Here is a 24,404-nt window from a genome sequence, read left to right on the forward strand (position 1 = left end):
TTGTCATCCTTTCATTGATTACTGGGTTACTTTTTTCTCCTTTTGCTTCACTTGCTTCTGATGGGCTCTTGTATGTGCGAGGAAACGGTCTTCTTCGACTTCGTTTGACTTCTTCACGCCTCCAGGCACAATGTTGGAAGCGGTACGTTTCAGCCCTGTGTAGTCTTTATGATAAACATAGGAAGCTCTTGTCGAAATCGCGGCACCCGGTTCTGTCACATATGGGACCACGCGGTAATCTGTCCGCCATTCTTCCGGTGTGACCGTACAGCGCACATAGCCGCGGTAATCATTGAAAAACTTTATATGAGGATTGTTCGATAAAATCTTATCCGTATCCGCTCTTTTATCAGCGCCGTTTCCTCCAGATGTAATCGACGTCCCGACGAATTCCACACCGAAGATGTCCGATTTTGGATTGTCAAAGTCAACGAGCAGGTTATTTGCCCAGCTGGCATGCACATCACCGGTGAGGACGACGATGTTGTTCAGTTTTTGAGATTTGATGAAGTCGATCACCCGCTTGCGCTGAGCGGGGTATCCGTCCCACGAATCCATGCTGTAAATCGGCGCCGCGCTTGTCCCAAAGTTCCATTGCGCAAAGAAAATCTGCTGTGCAATGATGTTCCAGTGCGCCCCGGAACGACTCAGGTTGTCAAACAGCCAAGCCTCCTGTTCGGCTCCAAGCAGTGTCCGCTTCGGATCATTCGATTCATCAGAAGGAGGCTTATTGCCATCTCCATTGGCTTGGTCATCGCGATACTGACGGGTATCAAGCACGCTAATGTCCGCCAGATTTCCATAGGAAAAATTCCGGTACAATTGCATATCAGGACCGTTCGGCAGGGATTTGCGGCGGAGCGGCATATGCTCGTAATAAGCTTGGTATGCGGCGGCGCGCCGTTTAATAAACGCTTCTACTGACTGGCCTTTTTCAGGGATGACATTCGCATAGTTGTTCTCCACTTCATGGTCGTCCCATGTGACAACCCACGGGAAAGCGGCATGCGCGGCTTTCAAGTTTGCATCTGAACGGTATTGGGCATGGCGGTTTCGGTAATCAAGCAGCGACATGATTTCAGGACCGCTGTGTGTCCTGACATTGCCTGTTTTTGAAACATATTCATTCGGACCGTACTCATAAATATAGTCGCCGAGATGAAACACAAGATCGAGCTTTTCCTTCGCCATATGCTGATAGGCGGTATAATAGCCGTGTTCGTACTGCTGGCATGAAGCAAAAGCGAATGTGAATGTAGCAACATCTGCCCCTGCCGCCGGAAGCGTTTTTGTCTTGCCGACGGGGCTCAGCTGGCTGCCGCATTTAAAGCGGTAATAGTACACATGATTCGGTTTCAGTCCGGATACCTCAGCATGTACCGAGTGTGCAAGGTGCGGTGTCGCTTTTTCGGTTCCCCGTTTGACGATACGGCGGAAGCGTTCGTCTTCCGCGACCTCCCATTTCACGGATACAGCTTCATTCGGCATCCCGCCCCCGTTTAGCGGATCGGGCGCCAGCCTTGTCCACAACACGACGCTGTCAGAAAGCGGATCTCCCGATGCTACGCCAAGTGTAAACGGATATTCGGAGAATGTCGGTGCTGCATTGACTTCCATTGCCCCCATCGATTGCGCAATTGCAAGTCCGAGCGAAAGTCCGGCTATTTTGCCGGCCCCTTGAATAAAACGGCGGCGGTCAAACGTATTGTCCTTGAGGCTTTCCTCGCTCAGCTTTTTCATCCATTCCTCCAGCGGTCCTTCATGTGTCATTCGTATTACCCCTCTCTATACAAATGATTGATCGGGTTCTATTATAGGCAGAGTTTATTAATGAACTGTAAAGCATTGTAAACAGGAGGAGAGACGCGGTTGATGGTCCATCAAGTCGCACCGCCAATAGATGTGTCGAATTTTGTCACAATCCAACCCATTCGCCTATGATTTCGACAAAAACCCGGTCCTTTCCCGCAGACCGATTTTCCCGTTTTTCTTCACATGATCTTTAAAGATAGAAAACAAAAAAAGCCCACACCATTGCCGGACAATGATATGAGCTTGATCACCAAGTGACTTTATGTAAGATGATGTTTTGACGGATTCATCGCAATGTTTTTATTTGCCGTTCATGTTTAAGGCTTTCATTACCACCTTTGTTGCCTCTGCAATAAGTTTATCATCATACTTGGCGTCCTTTTTATCCCTGCTGGATAATACTGCAAGAACGACAGGATCTCCTTTTGGCGGCCAAATGATGGCAATGTCATTCCGGGTTCCATATGATGCCGCTCCAGTTTTATCAGCCACTTCCCAACCGTCCGGCACACCGGCACGGATTAAGGCGTCTCCAGTGGTATTTCGTTTCATCCAATCGATTAAAAGCTCGCGTTTTTCACTTGGAAGTTTATCTTCAAGAGCAAAGGCTCGAAGGCTTGTGACAAGTGCTCTTGCTGTACTGGTATCCTGAGTTTCACCCGGATTCACTTCATTTAACTCTGGTTCGAATCGTTCGGGATTTGTAACCTCATCACCAATCTTCCTCAGTTCCTTTTTCAAACTTTCAGGTCCGCCAATTTGTTTAAGAATGAGATTCTGTGCCGCATTGTCACTATATCGAAGCGAAGCATCCGCAAGCTCTTTGAGCGTCATTCCCGTATCAACGTGCTTTTCCGTAATCGGGTTGTAGTTTACAAGATCATCACGTGTATATGTTATTCTCTGGTTCAGATCTTCTATTGATTTCTGTTGCAAAAGCACGCCTACAGTTAAAGCCTTAATCGTCGAAGCAAAAGCAAAACGCTCATCCGGCCGATACGCTACCGTCCGGTTTGTACCTGTATCCAATGCAAAGATCCCGAGTTTTGCATCAAATTGTTCCTCAAGTTTTGCAAAATCATCTTTCATCTCCGTCTTTTCATTCTTCTCGGCAGGTTGCGAGGCATTCGTTTGATTGTTAGCGCATCCTGCAAGCGCGACGCAAGAGAAAAGCAACACTGCTGCAGCCTTTTTCAGTTTTAAAGTACTGAACCATAATTTCATCAAAATCGTCTCCCTCCGTTTGAATATTTGATTGATCGTAACCAGATGAAGCACTCTTTCCACTATCCCTACAGTGTTATGGCTTGAACGATCACGAAACAATAATTGGTACGTACGATCTTTCAGCCGACTCAAACATCAAATCTTACAAATGTAGTCTTTGAAAGTATTACATATGTAAGATTTAAATGCAACCGTTTTTTCGGAAGGAAATGATGACCTCGTTTCCACCGGGGACAAATGAACGGAGGGAAGTGATGGAATTAAAAATGCAGAAACTGCATGTTCACTCCAGTTAAATTGACTTCTTAAAATGGCAAACCTATAATGAGAGTATTACATTTGTAAGTATAGGATGATTAAAATGAAAAAAATACCTCAAATCTCTGATGCGGAATTAGAAGTGATGAAAGTCATCTGGAAGCATTCTTCGATCAATACCAATGAGGTAATTAAAGAGTTATCCAAAACCAGTACATGGAGCCCTAAAACCATCCAAACCATGCTGCTGCGCCTCATTAAAAAAGGCGCATTAAACCACCATAAAGAAGGACGGGTTTTCGTTTACACACCAAATATAGACGAAAGTGATTATATAGAGGTTAAGAGTCACAGTTTTTTAAACCGGTTTTACAATGGAACTCTTAATTCGATGGTATTAAACTTTTTGGAGAATGATCAGCTGTCAGGTGAAGAAATTAATGAATTGTATCAAATATTAGAAGAACATAAGAACAGAAAGAAGGAATGAAATGAGCAGTTCTTTCTTTATTCCCTTTTTGGTTAGTCAAATTCTATTGTCTCTGTTTTTTTCTATCATCATACTCATTAAAAAACTGCTCAGGACTCAAATCACTGTAGGCACCCACTATTATATTAGCGTGATTTCTCTTTTGGCATTGATCGCTCCTTTTATTCCCTTTCATTTTCTAAAAAGCCATCATTTTGACTGGATTCTGAATTTAGGAGGAGCTCAATCGGCCTTATCCCAAACCCACTCCACAGACAAGACGACAGAAGCAATCGGCCAACATGTAAACTGGGTGCAGGACTTTTCGATGTCGATTGAACAATCGTCTTCCAAAATGATAGATTCAGCCTTTTTCGCAGTTTGGATATTGGGCGTTGCCGTTATGCTTTTGGCTACTCTTTATAGCAATCTAAAAATCGGCAAAATAAAAAAGAACCTGCAAATTGTTAACAACAAAGAGTTATTATCCCTTTTTCACACATGTAAAGAGGAAATACGCTTTCATCAAAAAGTCATTTTGGGCCGTTCCCCATTGATAAAATCCCCCATTACATTTGGGGTCATTCGTCCATATATTATCTTGCCAAAAGATATTTCAATGTTTTCAGCCGACGAAATGAAATGTGTTTTGCTTCATGAACTGTACCATTGCAAACGAAAAGATATGCTTATCAACTATTTTCTTTGCCTGTTGAAAATCGTCTATTGGTTTAATCCTCTCGTATGGTATTTATCAAAGGAAGCGAAAACGGAGATGGAGATTTCTTGCGACTTTGCCGTATTAAAAACGCTTGATAAAAAGTTGCACCTCAAATATGGCGAGGTGATTTTAAAATTCACTTCAATTAAGCAAAGAACATCGTCTTTGTTAGCCGCTTCTGAATTCAGCAACTCATACAAACATATCAAAAGACGGATTGTTACAGTTGTCAACTTTCAGACGGCATCACCTTTGCTAAAGGCGAAAAGCGCCTTAGTGTTCACTCTTGTTCTTGGGGCTATATTAGCCGGTACTCCTTCTGTGTCTATATTGGCCATGCAAAAAGAAACACGCTTTTTACCCGGCACCAATGTAGAATACGAAGATTACAGCACTTTTTTTGATAAATTTTCAGCCTCAGGGGGCTTTGTCCTGTTTAATTCTAATAGGAAAAAGTATACAATATACAATAGGAAAGAAAGCACCTCCAGATTCGCACCTGCTTCCACCTACAAGGTGTTTAGCGCATTGCTCGCACTGGAATCCGGGATCATCACGAAGAACGACTCTCACATGACTTGGGATGGGACTCAATATCCGTATAAAGAATGGAATCAAGACCAGGATTTATTCTCTGCGATGAGCAGCTCCACAACATGGTATTTTCAAAAATTGGACCGGCAAATTGGGGAGGATCATTTACGTCATTATCTCAAATCTATACATTATGGAAATGAGGATTTTTCAGTCCCGGCCGATTATTGGCTGGATGGCTCTCTTCAAATTTCTCCACTTGAACAGGTCAATATATTAAAAAAGTTTTATGATAACGAATTTGATTTTAAACAGTCTAATATTGAAACTGTGAAAGATTCTATACGTTTAGAAGAATCAAATGGCAGGGTTTTATCCGGTAAAACCGGAACCTCGGTAATCAACGGGGAACTCCATGCCGGTTGGTTTATCGGGTATGTAGAAACTGCCGATAATACTTTTTTCTTTGCTGTTCATATTCAAGGTGAAAAACGGGCTGCCGGAAGCTCCGCTGCCGAAATTGCACTTTCCATTTTAGATAAAAAAGGGATTTATCCCTCCGTTTCCCGATAACAGTTTACTTTTTATTCTATGAACATGAATGATGCGCAAATCGATGAATGGTCCTTTCACATTCCTAATAATACGGAACTTGGAGGCAAGAACATGGAAACCCTTTATACAGAAAGATTGACTTTGAGAAAAATGGAATTGGAAGATGCAGATGTCCTCTGTCAATACTGGTCAGATCCGGAAGTCACAAAATATATGAATATCACGCCTTTTACAGACGTCTCACAGGCGCGGGACATGATCCAAATGATCAATGATTTAAGCCTTGAAGGGCAGGCAAACCGCTTTTCAATCATTGTGAAAGAAACGGATGAAGTCATCGGGACGTGCGGTTTTAATATGATCGACCAGGAAAACGGCAGAGCTGAAATCGGCTATGACTTAGGGAGAAATCATTGGGGAAAAGGCTTTGCTTCCGAAGCTGTTCAAAAGCTGATCGACTACGGCTTTACAAGCTTGAACCTCAACCGGATCGAAGCGAAGGTAGAGCCCGAAAACACGCCTTCAATCAAACTCCTCAACTCGTTATCCTTTCAAAAGGAAGGACTGCTAAGAGATTACGAGAAAGCGAAAGGAAGACTGATTGACGTATACATGTTTTCGCTGCTGAAAAGAGAATACGCTGGGTAACCGGCATGCAGAAGAGCTTCCTCTAAGGTGAGGAAGCTCTTTTTAACCCCTTTTTCCGGCGCTTTCGCTCAACCGCTTGGCTTCCAAAAAGAAAACCTGAATAAATTTCTTCGTGTTGACGCGGGCGGACGGCAAGGCGGCGGCAGAGTCTTTCTGCAGCTCTTTCATTTTTTTGCTGATGACAGTAAAGTCAAAAAAACGGGACGCATAGCTTTCAAACCGCGGATTTGAAAAATCTGTTAAACCGAGTGATGCGAAATGGTTTAGCGAATGGCTGACCGCCCGCCGTATCCGCTGCTCAGACGCTTTAATCTCCCTGTTGATCTCCACGGGTGAAGCAGCCGGCCCGAGCTTTTGCTCGGCAATCTGATGAAAAATCTGTTTGAGCGGCGGAAAGTCCTTTTCATATAATGAAGTCTGTTCATCATCAAACAAATACTGAAGGATGGCGAGTAAATCCTGGGACCCGCTCTCCCCGACGATTCCGAGTTCAGAAAGGAGAAATTCGCCCGTTTCCTGAATGCTTTTTTCCCTAAAGCCGTTTTTTCGTCCGCTGCCGAGACTCACGAGCCGGTTCAGCGAAGATTGTATGTCATGGATCGACCTTTCCAGCTCGATGCGCTCCTTGACTTTTTGAATGACGTTCAAGATTTCAATGCGGTTAATCGGTTTATGTATATAATATTCAATCCCCAAAGAATAGGCTTCACCGATCATTTCCTTCGATTCCACCTGGGAAATCATGATGATCTTCCCTGAGAAAGCGCCATACAAATGACGAACCGTCTCAATTCCGTCGCGGAGCGGCATTAAAAGATCGACAAACAAAATATCAATTTGCTGCAAATTCAGGACGTGGCCTTCCAAATCGCAGCCGTCTTCCGCTTCTCCGGCCACTTCTCCCAAATCTTCGTCTTCAATGATTTGTTTTAAAATCGATCGCACAGCACGGTCATCATCTGCAATAAAAAAACGCACAGGCCTTCACCCTTTCTGAATCAATTGTTGGACCGGAAGTCTGATCGTAAACACAACACCGCTTGCATCACTCTGAAATCGAATGCTCCCCCCGAGCTCCTCGACAGTTTCCTTCACATAAGACAAACCGATTCCGGTTGAAGGGGTTCCGAATTCATCATATTTTGACGTGTATCCCGGCTCAAACACCACATCCCCGACTTTCTCTGGAATGCCCGGTCCGTCATCTTCCACGCGGCATTCCAGCATGTCATCGGCGCGCCTATAGAGGCTGAGGCGGATGGAGCCCTGTCTTTGAATCGCTTCCACCGCATTCGCCATAATATTATTAATCACGGACAATACAGTATACACGTGGTATTTTGGATGTTCTCCGCCTATCGAATAATGAAAGTCAATGTCTTTTTCGAGCGATTCGGCATACTTTCGATTAATGCCGGTCACAAGCCGGACCAGATCTTCTGCCGCCATGTAGTCTCTGAAGCTTTCTTTCGAAATTAGTTTTGAAAGCCCGGCGAAGATGCGCTGGTTGTCTTTTTTGACCTCGTGGATTTCACCGGCGAGCCGCAGCACCTTCTGGCTGATCTGCCGGACAGAGGAATTGTTATCGCTCTGTCTATTTAAGAGCCTGTACAGCTGATAGGATTCGTTCGTAATCTCTTCAGTATTCTTCAACGTCTTTTTCAAATGAACGGTTTCTTCGTATAAATTTGAAACGATCATCAGCATGTGCTCATTTTGTTCGCGGATCTGCTTTTCCCGCGATTGCGTTTCATACAGCTTCATGACATTAAAAAAGCTCAGCACAATAAAGCTGTGGGAAAAAGCAATCGCCATCATGTCGCGGATCTTTCCCGGGGTGACGGTAGACTCGAACATCATATATTGAACGACCAGTTCGGCTCCATCGGCAATCAGTTCAATTCCGAAGCCCAGAAACCCGATGTAGAGCGGGCGAAATTGAAATCGCTTCACTTTTGCCAAGTAGAATAGAAACGCATATGTGAAATAAAAGAAAAAAGTCGGATAATGGTGATAAAAGGATGACAACCAATCGATCTGCCCCGGGCCGAATGCATCAAGCAGCACCCGAAACCCGACGACGGCCGCTCCCGTTAAAAAGCCGGACAGCACAGCCGGGACATTCCGCAGCAGCAACAAAAGAAAGAAAAAAGTTGGAACGCCGAAGCTGACCCGGAAGGTCTCGTTCAACGGATAAAACTTCAGCTCTCCTGCGAGCGGCACCGTTAACATCATCACTGTTAAGATATAGCCGTCTTTCTTTACAAGCCGGGCAGCCTTTTTCATCACGCTTCCCCAATTTCCACCCATCATGCTGATCCTCCATTACAAACGTGTTGCTTTATTTTGACTTTAACCGCACGTTTTCCGCAACTCCCATTTTACCCACAGTCGATTTGATTTTTAAATCAATTGGCTTATTTTTTAAATATTTTTGTCGCTTTTTGTAGGTTTATGTAGGTTCTATTATAAATTGAATGTATATTTTCTCTATTTGAAAACGCTTATATTTTCCCGCAACTCACTCCCTTGCGCAACCCAAACCCCTTTTCCCAGGAAAGAACAGGCTTTAAAACAACTTGTGCGGCAGAGGCTTATACCCCTTTGCCTTCTGCCGCCATGCCCTATCACCGCTTTTTAGAGCCTCGTATTTTTTCAGCAAACCTGCAAGCTTTAACAGGTCAGATTGGAGGAAATTCGATGAATGAAGTATTGGAAGAACGCTATGACGCCCGCTTCTGGCAATCCCGCCTTGAAGATTTGGTTGAACATTACCGTCCTTTTTCCGCAAGCGGACGCAACGCCGAATACATTCCCGCTTTAGGAAAAATCGACTCTAACCAGCTCGGCATCTGTGTGATCGGTTCTGATCAAACGGTGATCAAAGCAGGAACTTGGGACGTATCATTCACACTCCAGAGCATCTCAAAGGTGGTCAGCTTTATCGCAGCGTGTTTGACGAAAGGGATTTCTTACGTATTAGACCGTGTTGATGTAGAACCGACGGGAGACGCGTTCAATTCAATCATCCGCCTTGAAATGCACAAGCCGGGAAAGCCATTTAACCCGATGATCAACGCCGGAGCGCTGACCGTTGCGTCGATCCTACCCGGTGAATCGGCACTGGAAAAAATGGAGTCGCTTCATGAAGTCATTGAAAAAATGATTGGAAAACGGCTTGAAATCAATGAGGAAGTATTTCGGTCAGAGTGGCAAACCGCCCATCGGAACAGAGCATTGGCCCATTATTTAAAGGAAACCGGCTTCCTCGAAGCAGACGTCGAAGAAACGCTTGAAGTCTATTTGAAGCAATGCTCCATGGAAGGAAGCACTGAAGACATCGCCTTGATCGGCATGATTCTCGCAAATGACGGATATCACCCTCTCCGCCAAGAGCAGGTGATCCCGAAGGATGTCGCCAGGCTGACAAAAGCTTTAATGCTGACGTGCGGCATGTACAATGCTTCAGGAAAATTCGCGGCCTTTGTCGGCATTCCGGCAAAGAGCGGCGTCTCCGGCGGAATCATGTGCGCGGTGCCTGCCAGCATGAAAAGAGAACAGCCTTTTCGGCATGGATGCGGCATCGGCATCTACGGTCCGGCGATTGACGATTACGGCAACAGCATGACGGGCGGAATGCTGTTAAAACATATAGCCCGTGAATGGGATCTCAGTATTTTTTAAAATCACAAAAAAGAGGTGAAAGCATGCAGCAATTCCTTCAAGAAGTCATTGTTGTCACAAATGATTTTCTTTGGTCAAAACTATTAATTATTATGCTTCTGGCTTCGGGACTGTTTTTTACTTTTAAATCGAAGTTCTTTCAAGTTCGCTTGCTGAAAGACATGTTCCGGGTTTTAAAGGAAGGAGCACCCGACAAAAACGGAATCTCTCCTTTTCAGGCTTTTTGCATCAGCATGGCCGCGAGAGTAGGCACAGGAAATATTACGGGGATTGCGATCGCCATTGCCTTGGGCGGACCCGGCGCTATCTTTTGGATGTGGATCATCGCCATCATCGGTTCGGCGTCAAGCTTTGTCGAAAGCACGCTGGCGCAAATTTATAAAATAAAAGATAAAGACGGCTTCCGCGGCGGCCCTGCTTACTATATGGAAAAGGGTTTGAAAAAACGCTGGATGGGTGCGCTGTTTGCCGTCTTGATTACATTATCCTTCGGTATCGTGTTTAACGCAGTCCAGTCCAATACGATAACGGTCGCTTTTGAAAACTCATTCGGGACAGACCGTCTTACACTGGGGATTATCATTACGATTGCTTTCGGCATCATTACCTTCGGCGGTATCAAACGGATCGCCAAGCTGTCCGAATATATTGTCGTATTTCTCGCCGTCTTATATATCGGCGTCGCCGTTTTTGTCATGTTGATGAACATTACGAAACTGCCGGACGTCATCTCTTTGATTGTCGGTCATGCGTTTGGGCTTGAACAAGCGGCAGGCGGAGCCATCGGCGCAGCGCTGATGAACGGAATCAAACGCGGCCTCTTCTCGAATGAAGCCGGGATGGGCAGCGCGCCGAATGCAGCAGCCGCAGCGACAACGAGCCATCCTGTCAAACAGGGTCTTGTCCAGGCTTTAGGGGTTTTCACGAGCACTTTGGTGATTTGTTCAAGCACAGCTTTTATCATTTTGTTTTCCGATGCGTATCAAGAACCGGGGCTGAGCGGAATCGAGTTGACGCAAGCATCGCTCAGCACGCACATCGGAGCATGGGCCTCAGGCTTTCTTGCCATTATGGTGTTCCTGTTTTCTTTCAGCACCTTAATCGGAAACTACTACTATGGAGAAACGAATATCGAATTCCTGCACACGAACAAAGCATGGCTCTTCATTTACAGAATCTGTGTGCTTGCGATGGTTATCTTCGGATCGGTATCAAAAGTCCAGCTTGTGTGGGACCTCGCCGACTTGTTCATGGGCTTGATGGTCATCGTCAACTTAATCGCGATTTTCCTGCTGTCAAAAGTGGCATTTGCCGCCTTGAAAGACTATGTGAAACAGCGAAAAGCTGGAAAAGATCCGGTCTTTTATAAAGATGTTCTTGAAAACCATGAAGGCGTCGAATGCTGGGAACGCTCCGGCACCGAACAAAAAACCGAAAGCAAAAATGCGATATAACACAAGCCGCCGTATCCGGCGGCTTTTTTCGTTCATTTTAAACCGTCCAAAATAATAAAACGTTTTTCCTCTTGTATCCGTCATGTCTCCAAAGATTTACTTCACCTGCTTTGGCAGAAAAGGGGTCCAGCCATGAATATGAAAAGAAGCCGTATCCGCCGGCTTGCGATGATATTCGCAGCGATGGCGGCGGGGCTTGCTTCAAGAAAGGCGGCCGATATGCTGCCGGACATCGTGAATGCCTATTTAGGGGATGCGCTGTGGGCGCTGATGATTTTCTTCGGCGCAGGCTTTTTGTTCAAAAACGCGAAGACAGCTTCAGTAGCGCTGATTGCGCTCGCATTTTGTTTTTTAATCGAATGCAGCCAGCTGTATCACGCTCCATGGATTGATGATATCAGAGCCGTTCCGCTCGGCGGACTCATTCTCGGTTATGGATTTTTGTGGAGCGATTTATTGGCTTATGTGCTCGGCGTTTCCGCAGGTGCCGTGGGCGAAGTGCTGTTCCGCAAACGAAAAAGACAGCCGTAACGCTGTCTTTTGGGGAATATTTACGCACTTTGATTTTGAGTCTTTTTACAGTTTAAAACAAACATAGCAAGTCCGATAATAAGAAGGATGGGTCCAATGAGTAAAGCACGGTACAGGCGATTATTTCCTGTATTCGGCAGCGGGTTGCCTCCTGTTTTTTTTGACATGTCCAATGTCTCTATCCTTTTTGGCAGGAGGAGCTGCGGTATTTGTCTCTTCCTTATGATTTTCTACCGCATGCTTTACGATTTGCCCATCTTTTTTGAGTTTCAAATTCGAACGTCTCTTCATTTAAAATAGATCTCTTCGGGGCAATCGTTTCCGTGTGTGTCAAAGCGAGCGATCCCGTTTTCATCGTTTTTTCTCCTTGCAATTTCTGCGCATTTTTCGTTATGACTGTGACAATAATAAAAAGCCGGCAGCAGAAGAGAAGCGCTAATATTATTCGTTAAGCTGTATGATAACGGTTACTAATGCAGCCAACATTAAAAGAATGATAATGGCGAAATAAGTCCATAGGATGGCAGCGAAGGGGTTGAGCGGCCTTTTTGTACTCTCTTCCCAGTTTGCGTTTTTCGGTTATTGGATTTGAGTTGTGCCAGCTGAAATATATTTAAAAACACAGATATAACTAATGCAACTGCCAAAGATAGATTCAAAGTTTCAACCTCCCTTAAAATAAGTCGAGGAGTCATCCAAGGCAAGCTGACCGTAAATTTCCTCCTCTAAATGAATCATTTCCTTTGTTTTTTTAGAGATGAAAATGGTAATCGTCTTGAACGCTTCCTAAAACCTATTCCATTGCTTTATTAGCCGTTATCTCCCCATATCCTCTTTTTTAGTTTCAGACCGCCGCCCATAAATATTATCCCGTTTTTTAGACAGACTACCTGAATAAAGGAGGCAGGTCATATGAAATTAAGCAACAAACTCATCCTCGGGTTAACGGTTTCGTCACTCGCCGGGAAGTTTCTTGAAAAGCTGCTGATCCAAGACAATGTCAGTCCCAATATTACCGCGTCATTTAATCAAGAAGCAGATATTCCGGATATTGATGCGTCCTCATACATCCATCATTTCGCCTCGGTCATCGGCAGTGTGGTCATCGGGCGCAACGTTTTCATCGGGCCTTTCTCTTCGATCAGAGGGGACACGGGATTAAAAATCTACATCGACCATGATTGCAATATCCAGGACGGAGTTGTTTTGCACGGATTGAAAAACTATGAGTACAACAGCCCAGTTACTGAACAATCCGTTTTTAAGGATCGTGAATCGTATTCCATTTACATAGGCGAGAAAGTCTCACTTGCCCCGCAATGTCAAATTCACGGTCCCGTACGAATTGACAACAATGTTTTTGTCGGGATGCAAAGCCTTGTTTTTGATGCCTATATCCAAGAGAATACGGTGATTGAACCGGGAGCAACAGTAATCGGTGTTACAATTCCCCCAAAACGGTTTGTTTCGGCGGGTCGTGTGATTTCAAACCAGGAGGATGCCAACCGGCTTCCTGAAATAAGCGATTCTTATCCATATCATGACCTCAACTCGAAAATGACGGCCGTCAATCTTGAATTGGCAAAAGGCTATAAAAAGGAAGCGAGAAAATGGAAACTATGAAAGAAATTTTGGTTGTCTACGGGCGAATCATCACCATCCTTCCGCTTTTATTGGCTGTTACATTGCTAATGGGAAAACGCTCAATCGGCGAAATGCCTGTATTTGATTTTTTAATCATTATTACATTGGGGGCTGTCGTCGGAGCTGACATAGCCGATCCGAGGATTGAACATTTGCATACCGCCGCTGCGGTGGCTGCGATTGCCCTACTGCAAAGACTCGCTTCAAAAATCATGATCAAAAACAGAACACTCGGACGTCTGATTACATTTGAACCGACCATCGTCATCAAAAATGGAACGTTTATTGTCGGCAATTTAAAACGAATCAGATATTCGGTGGATAATGTTCTGCAAATGCTTCGTGAAAAAGATGTTTTCAATGTCAGCGACGTAGAAATGGCGTTTATAGAGGCGAATGGAAATTTAACGGTATACAAAAAGCCAAATAAAATGGAAGTCACGGCTGAAGATATGGGGATTCAAAAAAGCGGCGGCGAATTTTCATATCCGGTCATCATTGAAGGGAAAGTGTACACATCTGTCCTTCACCAATTGAATGTAACGGAAAACTGGCTCAAAAACCAGCTGAAGAAGAAAGGGCTTGAACGAATGGATGAAATCTTTTTCGCTTCGGTTAATCAAAACCATCAACTGCATGTTTCACTTGATAATGAAACGGCGAAAATTGAGCCGGAGCTTTTGCATTAAAAGCTCCGGCGGATTTTTTCATCGGCCGTTTTCGGGACAGAAATCGTTGTGAATCATGTAATATTCGAACACCTGCTGCAGCCACTCATCCTCTTCTTTTGTAAAAGGTGAAGAAAACTTCTCTGCCAGCTGCTGCGATTCGATTGTCTCCATCTGTCCTAAAGCCGACAGCACGCCCTCTCCGACAAATTCCAAACTCGTCTTCATATATCGGTCCGCCATTTCCTGCACTTCGGGGTCATCAACCGGTTTTCCCATGAGCCGCTTGGCTTCCTTAGATAAACGAACATACTCTTGATCCAATTTGGCCATCTCATCTTCTGATTTGCCGAATACATCATCGGCAAAACGTTTGGACACCTGCTGTTCAAGCCATATGCGCTGCTCCTTCTCAGTCTGGATGCTGTTCAGCAGGCTCATGAAAACAGAACTGTCGATTTCCTCTTCCTCCTCCAGAAGACCGATTGTCCTGTTTATCGCTTTCAGCCCTGTTTCAATATGTTCCTTTTTCTCCTCCAGCACCTTTTTCTGCTCCTGCAGCGCCTCAATCAGACCGGCATCAAAGCATGCATCCTTCATGAAAGCGCGAATTTGTTCAAGACTGTACCCGAGAAACTTAAAACATGTGATTTTCTGCAACTCTCTCGCATCTCTGTCTGTGTAGAAACGGCGGCCTGTTCCCGGCTGTTTTTCAGGCTTCAACAGGCCGATTTCATCGTAATAGTGGAGCGTCCGAATGGATGTCCCTGTCATTTCTGAAAAAACACCGATTGGATAATATCCGTCATTTTCCATAAAAATCCCCTCCAACTGACGATTTATTCCTATCATAACGCCTCACGCTGCTGGAGGTGCAAGCTTATTTTTCGCAGACTCGTGATTTTTCCAAAAGGTACGGGACAATCAACTCCAGTTTTTAATCCGGCGGAGTCTCCCCGATTAAGTTCTGCAAATCTTTTTTCACATTCCCAGCATCCGTTCCGATCACAATCTGGATATGATGCTGGTCAATTTTGACCACACCGTGCGCTCCTAATTGCTTTAATTGCGCTTCATCCGCCAAGGACGTGTCTTTTAATTTCATTCGCAAACGGGTTATACAGTTTTCGCAAGTCACGACATTCTCACGGCCGCCGATATGCTTAAGAATGCCTGCAGCCATAGACCGATGCAGCCGGTTTCCTTCAGGTGTTTCCTGTTCCCTTCCGATCACCGGAATGTTTCGCTTTATAATCACAAAGTAAAACGTAACATAATAGAGAGCAAAAAAGGCAAGGCCGACGGGTATGATCCATAATCCGCCGTCTGATAAATTAAGGTTCAGCAAATAATCGATTACGCCTGCTCCCCATGAGAAGCCGTGACGAATCCCAAGCAAACAGAGCACCGCTCCGGCAAGTCCCGTATAGACCGAGTGAAGAAAGTACAATAAAGGCGAAGTAAATAAAAACGTGAATTCAACTGGTTCCGTAATCCCGGTGATCAGTGATGTGGCTGCTCCTGAAGACATGAGCGCTTTCGTTTCCTTTTTTCTCGTTCTGGCTGCATGCGCGATTGCCAAAGCGATCGCCGGAATGCCAAACATCATCGTGATAAAAAAGCCGCCGAGAAAGTAGCCGGCTGTCGGGTCTCCATTCAAAAACCGCGTAATTTCCCCTGTCACCGCTTCGCCGGATGCCGTCTCATAGCGCCCAAGCCCAAAATAAATATACGTATTCATGACATGGTGAAGGCCGAACGGCAGCAAAAACCGATTCAGAAATCCGAATACAAACACCCCGAAAGCGCCAAGACCTACAAGCGACTGGCTAAAAGTGTCGATCGCCGCTTCTGCATAAGGCCAGACGATTGAAAAAAAGCCTGCCACCGGAATCGTCACCAATACGATCATCGTAATCGGAAACTTCTCTCCGCCAAAAAATGAAAACATGCTTGGCAGTTTCGTATGTTGAAACCGGTTATAAATGAAAGCCGCCATCAGGCCGGCGAGCACCCCGCCGAAGACGCTCATATCAAGATCAGGATTCAAGATGCCGAGCCCCTCTTTTAATACGGTAATCGCCAAATATCCTGTCAGCGCAGGAATTCCTTTATCTTTTGAACGGGCAAAGCCCATGGCGATGCCGATTGCGATCAGGACATCCATATTGTTCAATATCACGCCTGACGCTTGAAAAAGCGGTATATTCAGCATATCTTCCGCAGAAAGACGCAGCAGCAGGCCGGCGATCGGAAGAACGGTAATCGGAATCAGCAAAGACTTTCCCAGCAGCTGAAAAATATGTTTCATTCCGGCATTCTCCTTATGTCAAATTCCTAAATGATACGAGCTGGACATCAGTAAGCTTATTCAAACGGATGACAACGTCCGGATCGGTTAAAAATTCAAGTTCATCGACTCTCGGATAAGTATAAGAAGAGTTCGTCAAAAGCTCCTTATCGAGGTATGCCGGGTGGGTCATGACCTCCACAGTATCATGCTCTTCAAACAGTTCAGAGACGGCTTCTTCATCCTTTAAAGCCGCTTCGAGGACAGGTGAAAAAAAGTCTGTTGTTTTCACTCCTTTTTCCGTGATCACAGCACTCTCCATATTGCGCCTGACAGGCAAACGGTACTCTTTGGCGAGCGTCAAAAATGCGTCTGAGATGCCCGGGGAAGCGTTGATATGATGGTGGCTGTCCAAATGATCGGGTTCCAAGCCCATGTTGATGCATGTTTCAATCTGCGCTTTCCACTCGCGGTATACTTCATCAGTATCAATTGTAAAAGCACCTTGATAAAATGCGAGATTGCGAAAATTCCCCTTTGCATCGACGATCGTCCGGTGATCAGACAAAAGCGGTCTTCCGCAGGTCAGCACCAAATGTACGCCGATCCCGAGCCCGGGCGATTCGCGAGCCAGCCGCGCCGCATGACCTGCGCCCGGCATATTTGTCATGAACGTCGCTGATGTTAAAATCCCCAGCTTATAGGCATCAATAATTCCATAGTTCACGCCTCTTGAATATCCAAAATCATCAGCATTGATAATCAGTTTTTTCATCCATCCAATACCCCTTATCAGTCTTTTTTTAAAAAAATATGCGGAGACGTACCGTTTTACCCTAAATAGAAAACGACAAAAGCTACTAGTAAAAACTGATTTTTGGTAGATTGACAAAAGCTACTGAAGTCTTTTAAACTATTTTTCATATATTTTTAAAAACTCTAAAAAAGGAGGCCGGGGTCTCAAACGACAGATCCTCAACAATGAGATGACCAATCCGATCCAATCGATTTTAGAACAATTTCCTATCATCACACTTGACGGCGCGATGGCCACCGAGCTTGAACGGTACGGCTGTGATTTGAACGACAGCCTGTGGTCTGCAAAAATGCTCATCGAAAACCCCGAGCTTATCAAACAAGTGCATCTGGATTATTTCCGTGCGGGCGCCGATTGCGCGATGACAGCCAGCTATCAGTCGACGGTTGAAGGTTTCACAAAACGCGGCCTCAGTGAACAAGAAGCGCTCCACCTTATCCGGGAGTCTGTACGTCTTGCTGTAGAAGCACGCGATGAATTTTGGGCGGTTCCGGAAAACCGCAAAGGCCGGCCCAAACCGTTTGTAGCCGCTTCAGTAGGCCCTTACGGCGCTTTTTTAGCGGATGGTTCCGAATATCGGGGGGATTATGACGTCACAGAAGACGAATTGGCCGATTTTCACAGGCAGCGAATGGCCGCTTTAATCGATGCAGGCGCCGATATGTTAGCCTGTGAAACAATACCGTGCCTTTCAGAAGCAAAAGCAATCGTTCATTTATTGAAAGAATTCCCTGACACACATGCGTGGATCAGTTTCAGCGCTAAAGACGGACGTCATATCAGCGACGGCACGAAAGCCGGCGAATGCGCGAAATGGCTCGATCAGCATGACCAGGTTGCGGCAGTTGGCGTAAACTGTACGCGGCTGGAGCATGTCTCTTCGCTCATCGGCAGCATCAAAAAGCATACAGCTAAACCGATTATCGTCTATCCGAATTCCGGTGAACAGTATGATCCGGAGACAAAAACATGGCATGGTGCGGCATGCAAAGCTTCCTTCGGAGAAAGCGCCCGCAGCTGGTACAACCAAGGAGCACAGCTGATCGGCGGCTGCTGCAGAACAACACCTGAAGACATAAAAGCCGTCGCCGACTGGGCGAGAAAGCTGGAGATATGATGGAACAGTCAAACAACAATCGTCAGAACTTTCAAAGAAAAATGCAAACGAGACACCTGATCATGCTCTCCTTGGGAGGCGTTATCGGCACGGGTCTTTTCTTAAGTTCCGGCTATACGATCTCACAGGCGGGTCCTGCCGGAACGATTTTAGCCTACTTAGTCGGGGCTCTGATCGTCTACCTTGTCATGCTCTGCCTCGGCGAATTATCGGTCGCCATGCCTGTCACCGGATCGTTTCATATGTACGCCTCCAAATTCATCGGGCCGGGCACCGGATTCACCGTCGCCTGGCTTTACTGGCTGACCTGGGCTGTCGCGCTGGGTTCGGAATTTACCGCTGCCGGGTTATTAATGCAGCGCTGGTTCCCCGATACTTCGGTGTGGATGTGGAGCGCGGTTTTCGCTGCACTGATTTTCGTGTTCAATGCTGTCTCAGTGAGATTTTTTGCCGAGTCCGAATTTTGGTTTTCGAGCATTAAAGTGCTTGCCATTATATTGTTTATTATTTTAGGCGGAGCGGCGATATTCGGCATCATCCCGCTACAAAATACAGATTCCGCACCGCTTCTTTCAAACTTTGCAGGAGAAGGCGGGCTCTTTCCGAACGGTTTCCTTCCAATTTTTATGGCGATGCTCTCCGTGAATTTTGCGTTTTCGGGTACGGAGCTGATCGGGATTGCCGCCGGAGAAAGCGCGGAACCGGAAAAGAACATTCCAAAAGCGATCAAGACAACACTCTGGAGACTGGTGCTTTTCTTCATCGGAACGATTTTCGTGCTCTCATGCCTCATTCCGGTCAAAGAAGCCGGTGTGATCAAAAGCCCGTTCGTCGTCGTTTTTGACCGTATCGGTGTTCCATACGCGGCCGACATTATGAATTTTGTGATTCTGACGGCTCTGCTTTCCGCAGCCAACTCTGGCTTATATGCTTGCTCCCGGATGCTCTGGTCACTGTCAAAAGAAAAAACGTTACACCCCGTTTTTCAAAAGCTGACTTCACGGGGAATTCCGTTGAACGCGCTGATTTTCAGTATGATCGGCGGCATTCTGTCGCTGCTCTCCAGTGTTTTTGCACCTGATTCCGTCTATATCGTTCTTGTATCAATTTCAGGCTTTGCCGTTGTTGCCGTCTGGATGAGCATTGCAGCCTCGCAGTTCATGTTCCGCAGACGCTTTTTGGCTGAAGGAAACACCGCAGACGGCTTAAAATACCGGACACCGTTTTATCCGGCAGTACCGATTGCCGCTTTTCTATTATGTCTGGCATCCTGCATCGGCATTGCCTTTGATCCGAACCAAAGAATCGCCCTTTTTTGCGGTGTTCCATTTATGGCGTTATGCTATATCATCTACTATGCAAGAAACAGAAAGAATGGCGGAAAAATGTCTGAGCCCGTTAAAAAAGCAAGTTTGCATGTTTCGTTTTCTGAATACGAGGAAAAGAAAAACTAAAATCTCGTATAAAGGAGCGAATTGTTATGGAACATGTGAAAGCCCTTGCCATTAAAGGCATCATGACAATTGTGATACTGTACCTTGTTCTCGGGCTCGGGTTTAGTTTCAGTTTTGAAAACACCCTCTTCATCACAATTGTTCTTGGCGCGGTATCCTATTTGCTGGGTGATTTGTTTATTTTGCCGAAGACCAATAACATCACAGCCACTTTAGCCGATTTAGGCGTCGCTTTTCTTGTCGTTTGGCTGATGGCTCTTGCGATGGGAACGGCTGCAAACACCGCTGCATTGGCCGCGTTTTTTGCAGCAGTCGCTATGGCAATCGGTGAATACATTTTCCATTTTTACTTGATGAATAAAGGCCTTGGCTCTCCCAACCGCAGAATGGAAACGAGAACGGAATAATATATAAAAAACGTCCAGAAAACTGGACGTTTTTTAATCAAGAATAGAGATTTTCCCAATACGGCCGCACTCTTCTGCAAACCAGATCGATTGGGCTGGTCCGGCCGCTATCCCGTGCGGTTCAGACTCGGCCGTCGGAATTGGATATTCCGTAATATCCCCGTTGACTGTAATGCGGCCGATTTGACCCGCACCCCATTCCGTAAACCACAGGGCACCATCGCCGCCGGCGGTAATCGCGTGCGGGCGGGCATTGGCTGTCGGAAGCGGGTATTCGCTGATCTTCCCTGAGACCGCAATTCTCCCAATTTGATTTCCGTTTATTTCTGTAAACCACAAAGCTCCGTCCGGGCCTGCAGTGATTCCGACCGGTCCGGATTGTTCTCCAGGAAGCGGATACTCGCTGATGTCTCCATCTGCCGTTATTCGCCCGATGGAGCCGCTTTGATTTTGTGTAAACCAGAGTGCATCGTCTGCTCCCCTTGTAATAAATGACGGGAAGGCTCCCGGTTTGGGCAGTTTATATTCAGTTATTTCGCCTGAAGATGACAGCCTGCCGATTTGATGTCCGGCCATATCGGTATACCACATGGCATCGTCACAGCCTACGGTGATCCCAAACGGGGCAGTACCTGGAGGAAGGGCATACTCAGTTATTTCCCCTTGAGGCGTCATTTTTCCGATTTTCCCCGCTTTATACTCCGTAAACCATAGCTCACCGCTAATCCCGGGAGTAATAATCGAGGCGCCTGCGCTCTTCGTCGGAATCGTATATTCGGTAATATCTCCAGACTCTGTGAGCATACCGATCCGGTTTCCCTTTTGTTCAGTAAACCAAATGCGCCCGTTTGCACATACGGCGATCCCGTACGGACCCGACTCGGGGTCGGGAACGTGATATTCAGTCATGCGAATCTGCATGAGCGACCCTCCCTTTATTCCATTTTCCTTGAGCATCTGACCTTTCAGAACGCTCCCAGGCATTTCTCATTTTCATGTTACCTCAGGCGGAGCATGCAGTGAAACAGAAAGTTCCATTAAATATAAACTGTACAGGCATGCTCTAGTATCATAAGATTGTTTTAAAACATAAACTTATTTTTCTATATATGGTTCAATAAGGAACCATCTTCCAGATCTTATCATTTTGAAATATATTCATATTATCGCCCTATCAATTCATTGGTGACGGCATACTTTGTGTATAAAGGCAACCGCTGTCTCAGGCGGACCAAAACAAAGAAAGAAGTGGATGTGTTCTGCATGTTTGAAGATGAGAGACTGAATCGCTTGATTTACCTTTATACCCCTCTTTTTGCGAAAGATTTTCCGATCATTCTGTTCTGGATTCCAAAAAGCGGCTGCACGACGCTGAATCGCTGGTTCTTTTTCCAAAACGGACTGCTTGAAGATGTTGACCGAAGATGCGCGGGGGAGGTTCATCACTACAGAAATACGATCTATACGCAGCAGCCGGATTATGTGAAGGATCTTCTGGCAGAATTAAAAGAGGGAAAAAAGGACACTTACAAGCTTGTGCGTAACCCTTTCCGGAGAGCAGTCAGTTCCTTTCTGGCGGCAATTTGCTCCCCGAATTTTATCTGTCTGTTCAACAGTGACATGAATACAGGGCTGTCTTTCACCCAATTCTTGCATCATTTAAAAGATTTGGGGCCGGAAATCAGCGCCATTGACCGGCACCTTGGTCCTCAGTATCTCGAAGGAGAAGAAGAGTTTGTCACCAATTATATTTACCTCGAGCAATTCAGCGCGCAAATCAGAGAGATTGAAAACAAATACAAATTATTGAAATCTCCGATATCACAGCTGTCGAAATCACCGCACCATCTTTCCGATACTATGCTCAAAAAAGGAAAATTCGCGGACACCGTTTTCACCATGTCATCCTTCGACTGGGTGTTACCGACTTTTGAGAGCTTTTACAATGACGAAACAAAAGAGCTGGTGCAGGAGATTTTTGCGAAGGACTTCGAAGTCTACGGCTTTGATCCGAAACATATCAAGTAAACCGGAACTCGGCCATCACATTACGATCTCCTTTCAATTCGATTACATTTTGGAAAATTGATTCCAAATGGTTTCTTTTTCAGAGACGATCGTTTAGAATGCCCACTAAAGGTCATTTTAAGAATCACTTCTGTTTGAAGAAAGGAGATATATTATGAAAAAAGGCATATCATCTCTCATGATTGGATTATTGGCTGTCGTATTGGGCGCCTGCACTTCAAATCATGATGATCAGCAATCCAAGGCAAACAATCAAGAAAAAACAGCCCAAAGCGGGCAGCAGGATCAAGAAAAGCAAATGAAAGCCATGCAGAAAAAGCTTGATCAACAAAAAGTCGATGAAACAAAAACAGTGGCTGTCGTTAACGATGAAAAGATCACAGGCAAGGACTATAACAGCGTATTATCAACCGCACAAATGCAGTATCAGCAAACAGGACAGGATCCGACTTCAAAAGATGCGGCACAGCAAATCAAAAAGCAGGCCATCGACAGCCTGGTCGGACAGGCTTTAATTACCCAAGAAGCGGACAAAAAAGGCTACAAAGCATCTGAGAAAGAAATTGAAAAACAGCTGGACGAAAGCAAAAAGCAGTATAAAAATGAACAAGATTTTGAGGAAGCTGTCAAAAAAGCCGGCTTAAACAAGAACACGCTGAAAAGTGACATTGCCGACAATATCAAAACAGAAAAATATATTGACAAAGAACTGCCGGCAGAACAGGTCACAGACAAAGAAATCAAAGATTACTATGATCAATTTGCCGCACAGCAAAAAGACAGCGGACAGAAAAACACACCTGCGTTTGACGATGTCAAGAAACAAATCCAAGACATGCTCAAACAGCAAAAAAGACAGGAAAAACTCGGACAGCAGGTTGAAAAACTGAAAAAAAGCGCCGATGTGAAAGTGGAAATTTAACAAAGTCAGCCATCCGTTACAGGATGGCTGACTCGTTTTATTTATCAGGTTTATTCAAGCGACTCTATCGCCGCCATCACATCAGCTTCATGAAAAGATCCCATCAGACATAAAGATTCATCCGGACGCACGGCATGAGCGGCAACGGTCCGTTTTGCCTCTTCAACGTTTTCTAAAATGCCTAAATCGCTAAGTCTTTTCGGAAAACCGAGCCCTTCATAAAAGGGAATCAGTTCGGCAATTTCATCTGTCCGTCCTTCTAAAGCAAGCTGCACGAGTATCCCGTAGGCTACCTTTTGGCCATGCAGCACACGATGGGTTTCGGGGATGAACGTTAAGCCGTTGTGAATGGCATGGGCTCCGGCCATTCTGCCATAGCGTCCCGCATATCCGCCTACTGTGCCAGCCAGCGCGATAACCGCTTCGAGGACATTTGCGAAAGATGAGGAGGTTTCGCCTTTTTCAAGACTTTCTATGGCTTTCAGACTTTCTGTCAACAAAATATCCCGAATATAGACAGACTGTCTCAGCCCTGCCTGAACCATGATGGAAAGCGAATCGGCCGTATTTCTGATGATCGCTTCGGCCTCATACCATTTCGCAAGCGTATCACCGATTCCGCTTTTCACATAAGCGACCGGCGAAGAAAGGAGAAGCAGCGGATCGACCAGCGTCAAATAGCTTGAGCGCTTATGGTATTGGACGCCCGAAAAGTTGCCGTCATCATCATAGATCACGCTTAACGGCGTGCTTGCCGCGCATGTTCCCGGGATCGTCGGAATCATCATGACTTCAATGTTCAACAAATCGGCGGCTGCCTTCGCCGTATCTAAGACGGTTCCCCCGCCTATCCCGATGATGACATCTGCCGATTCTGCTGCTTCTGCTGCTTTTTTAATCTTATTTAGGGAACTGCAGCCCGTATGCTGAACGACTTTCCAATCGTTTGGAGGCGTTGTATAACTCGTAAAAGCTTTAAACGATTTGACTCCAGTAATGATGACGGGCCGTTCGAATGCATTCGCAAATGACGGCAGTTCTTTCGCGATCCCCTCTCTGCAAACGTACTGGTTCGGACCGCTTCTGACAATATCTTCAGGCTGCATATTTCCCACTCCTTCTATTATTTTCTAATATTTATCATCTCACTTTCTAACAAGATGT

22 protein-coding genes are annotated in these 24,404 nt (G+C 45.5%); 13 read left to right on the top strand and 9 right to left on the bottom strand.

The window, feature by feature from the left end:
• Window positions 1-18: 18 nt before the first annotated feature.
• Together M1D90_RS20710 and blaP are read right to left on the bottom strand one after the other, a co-directional pair.
• On the bottom strand, window positions 19-1,770 hold the full coding sequence (locus M1D90_RS20710; RefSeq protein WP_020449993.1) for an alkaline phosphatase D family protein: 1,752 nt from the start codon (window positions 1,768-1,770) through the stop codon (window positions 19-21).
• Between the two features lie 342 nt (window positions 1,771-2,112).
• Window positions 2,113-3,036, bottom strand: a complete 924-nt coding sequence (gene blaP / locus M1D90_RS20715) for a class A beta-lactamase BlaP (protein WP_023857755.1) — start codon at window positions 3,034-3,036, stop codon at window positions 2,113-2,115.
• A 364-nt stretch (window positions 3,037-3,400) separates the two neighbouring features.
• On the opposite strand from blaP, the gene M1D90_RS20720 reads away from it, so the two are divergent.
• The 3 genes from M1D90_RS20720 (at window position 3,401) to M1D90_RS20730 (ending at window position 6,224) form a co-directional block, all read left to right on the top strand.
• Complete coding sequence (locus M1D90_RS20720; protein ID WP_020449991.1) at window positions 3,401-3,787, top strand: BlaI/MecI/CopY family transcriptional regulator; 387 nt, start codon at window positions 3,401-3,403, stop codon at window positions 3,785-3,787.
• 1 nt (window position 3,788) lies between these two features.
• Window positions 3,789-5,594: a BlaR1 family beta-lactam sensor/signal transducer gene (locus M1D90_RS20725; RefSeq protein WP_146874291.1), complete on the top strand. Its 1,806-nt coding sequence runs from the start codon at window positions 3,789-3,791 to the stop codon at window positions 5,592-5,594.
• Window positions 5,595-5,687: 93 nt separating this feature from the next.
• Complete coding sequence (locus M1D90_RS20730; RefSeq protein ID WP_020449989.1) at window positions 5,688-6,224, top strand: GNAT family N-acetyltransferase; 537 nt, start codon at window positions 5,688-5,690, stop codon at window positions 6,222-6,224.
• A gap of 42 nt (window positions 6,225-6,266) precedes the next feature.
• Here the strand turns inward: M1D90_RS20730 and M1D90_RS20735 are convergent, their stop codons facing one another.
• Entirely contained in the window at window positions 6,267-7,202 is a 936-nt protein-coding gene (locus M1D90_RS20735) for a DNA-binding domain-containing protein (RefSeq protein WP_020449988.1), read from the bottom strand.
• Window positions 7,203-7,208: 6 nt separating this feature from the next.
• Complete coding sequence (locus M1D90_RS20740) at window positions 7,209-8,537, bottom strand: sensor histidine kinase (protein WP_031305214.1); 1,329 nt, start codon at window positions 8,535-8,537, stop codon at window positions 7,209-7,211.
• Between the two features lie 387 nt (window positions 8,538-8,924).
• On the opposite strand from M1D90_RS20740, the gene M1D90_RS20745 reads away from it, so the two are divergent.
• The 5 genes from M1D90_RS20745 (at window position 8,925) to M1D90_RS20765 (ending at window position 14,226) form a co-directional block, all read left to right on the top strand.
• The gene (locus tag M1D90_RS20745; RefSeq protein ID WP_020449986.1) at window positions 8,925-9,908 is read left to right on the top strand and encodes a glutaminase; all 984 of its coding nucleotides are present in this window, start codon (window positions 8,925-8,927) and stop codon (window positions 9,906-9,908) included.
• 23 nt (window positions 9,909-9,931) lie between these two features.
• Complete coding sequence (locus tag M1D90_RS20750; RefSeq protein WP_020449985.1) at window positions 9,932-11,362, top strand: alanine/glycine:cation symporter family protein; 1,431 nt, start codon at window positions 9,932-9,934, stop codon at window positions 11,360-11,362.
• 132 nt (window positions 11,363-11,494) lie between these two features.
• Window positions 11,495-11,893 (top strand): ribosomal maturation YjgA family protein, encoded by a 399-nt coding sequence (locus M1D90_RS20755; protein WP_035337363.1) that lies wholly within the window; start codon window positions 11,495-11,497, stop codon window positions 11,891-11,893.
• A 912-nt stretch (window positions 11,894-12,805) separates the two neighbouring features.
• Window positions 12,806-13,516 carry a gamma carbonic anhydrase family protein gene (locus M1D90_RS20760; protein ID WP_456283033.1) on the top strand — a complete coding sequence of 237 codons (711 nt, stop codon included), beginning with the start codon at window positions 12,806-12,808 and terminating at the stop codon, window positions 13,514-13,516.
• A complete protein-coding gene (locus M1D90_RS20765; protein ID WP_023857748.1) occupies window positions 13,504-14,226 on the top strand; it encodes a DUF421 domain-containing protein in 723 nt (240 codons plus the stop codon). Before M1D90_RS20760 ends, M1D90_RS20765 begins: the two co-directional genes overlap by 13 nt.
• Window positions 14,227-14,244: 18 nt before the next feature.
• Here the strand turns inward: M1D90_RS20765 and M1D90_RS20770 are convergent, their stop codons facing one another.
• The 3 genes from M1D90_RS20770 to chbG form a co-directional block, all read right to left on the bottom strand.
• Window positions 14,245-15,021, bottom strand: coding sequence for a MerR family transcriptional regulator (locus M1D90_RS20770; protein WP_025810841.1), 777 nt, complete (start codon window positions 15,019-15,021; stop codon window positions 14,245-14,247).
• A gap of 121 nt (window positions 15,022-15,142) precedes the next feature.
• A complete protein-coding gene (locus tag M1D90_RS20775) occupies window positions 15,143-16,516 on the bottom strand; it encodes a PTS transporter subunit EIIC (protein WP_025810842.1) in 1,374 nt (457 codons plus the stop codon).
• 13 nt (window positions 16,517-16,529) lie between these two features.
• The gene (gene chbG, locus M1D90_RS20780) at window positions 16,530-17,270 is read right to left on the bottom strand and encodes a chitin disaccharide deacetylase (protein WP_023857746.1); all 741 of its coding nucleotides are present in this window, start codon (window positions 17,268-17,270) and stop codon (window positions 16,530-16,532) included.
• A gap of 211 nt (window positions 17,271-17,481) precedes the next feature.
• Between chbG and mmuM the strand changes: the two genes are divergently transcribed.
• The 3 genes from mmuM to M1D90_RS20795 are packed head-to-tail and all read left to right on the top strand — an operon-like array spanning window position 17,482 to window position 20,290.
• Window positions 17,482-18,429, top strand: coding sequence for a homocysteine S-methyltransferase (gene mmuM / locus M1D90_RS20785; protein ID WP_059230754.1), 948 nt, complete (start codon window positions 17,482-17,484; stop codon window positions 18,427-18,429).
• Window positions 18,429-19,883 carry an S-methylmethionine permease gene (mmuP, locus tag M1D90_RS20790; protein WP_020449975.1) on the top strand — a complete coding sequence of 485 codons (1,455 nt, stop codon included), beginning with the start codon at window positions 18,429-18,431 and terminating at the stop codon, window positions 19,881-19,883. Before mmuM ends, mmuP begins: the two co-directional genes overlap by 1 nt.
• Before the next feature lie 26 nt (window positions 19,884-19,909).
• Window positions 19,910-20,290, top strand: a complete 381-nt coding sequence (locus M1D90_RS20795) for a DUF2512 family protein (protein ID WP_003178548.1) — start codon at window positions 19,910-19,912, stop codon at window positions 20,288-20,290.
• 33 nt (window positions 20,291-20,323) lie between these two features.
• Here the strand turns inward: M1D90_RS20795 and M1D90_RS20800 are convergent, their stop codons facing one another.
• The gene (locus M1D90_RS20800) at window positions 20,324-21,211 is read right to left on the bottom strand and encodes a Vgb family protein (RefSeq protein ID WP_079289367.1); all 888 of its coding nucleotides are present in this window, start codon (window positions 21,209-21,211) and stop codon (window positions 20,324-20,326) included.
• 342 nt (window positions 21,212-21,553) lie between these two features.
• Between M1D90_RS20800 and M1D90_RS20805 the strand changes: the two genes are divergently transcribed.
• Entirely contained in the window at window positions 21,554-22,318 is a 765-nt protein-coding gene (locus M1D90_RS20805) for a sulfotransferase family 2 domain-containing protein (RefSeq protein ID WP_105979362.1), read from the top strand.
• 154 nt (window positions 22,319-22,472) lie between these two features.
• Complete coding sequence (locus tag M1D90_RS20810) at window positions 22,473-23,240, top strand: SurA N-terminal domain-containing protein (protein WP_456283034.1); 768 nt, start codon at window positions 22,473-22,475, stop codon at window positions 23,238-23,240.
• 50 nt (window positions 23,241-23,290) lie between these two features.
• Here M1D90_RS20810 and M1D90_RS20815 read toward each other — a convergent pair whose 3' ends face one another.
• Window positions 23,291-24,346 carry an iron-containing alcohol dehydrogenase family protein gene (locus M1D90_RS20815; protein WP_456283035.1) on the bottom strand — a complete coding sequence of 352 codons (1,056 nt, stop codon included), beginning with the start codon at window positions 24,344-24,346 and terminating at the stop codon, window positions 23,291-23,293.
• Window positions 24,347-24,404 lie beyond the last annotated feature (58 nt).

The sequence above is a fragment of the Bacillus sp. JZ34 genome (assembly GCF_053903205.1).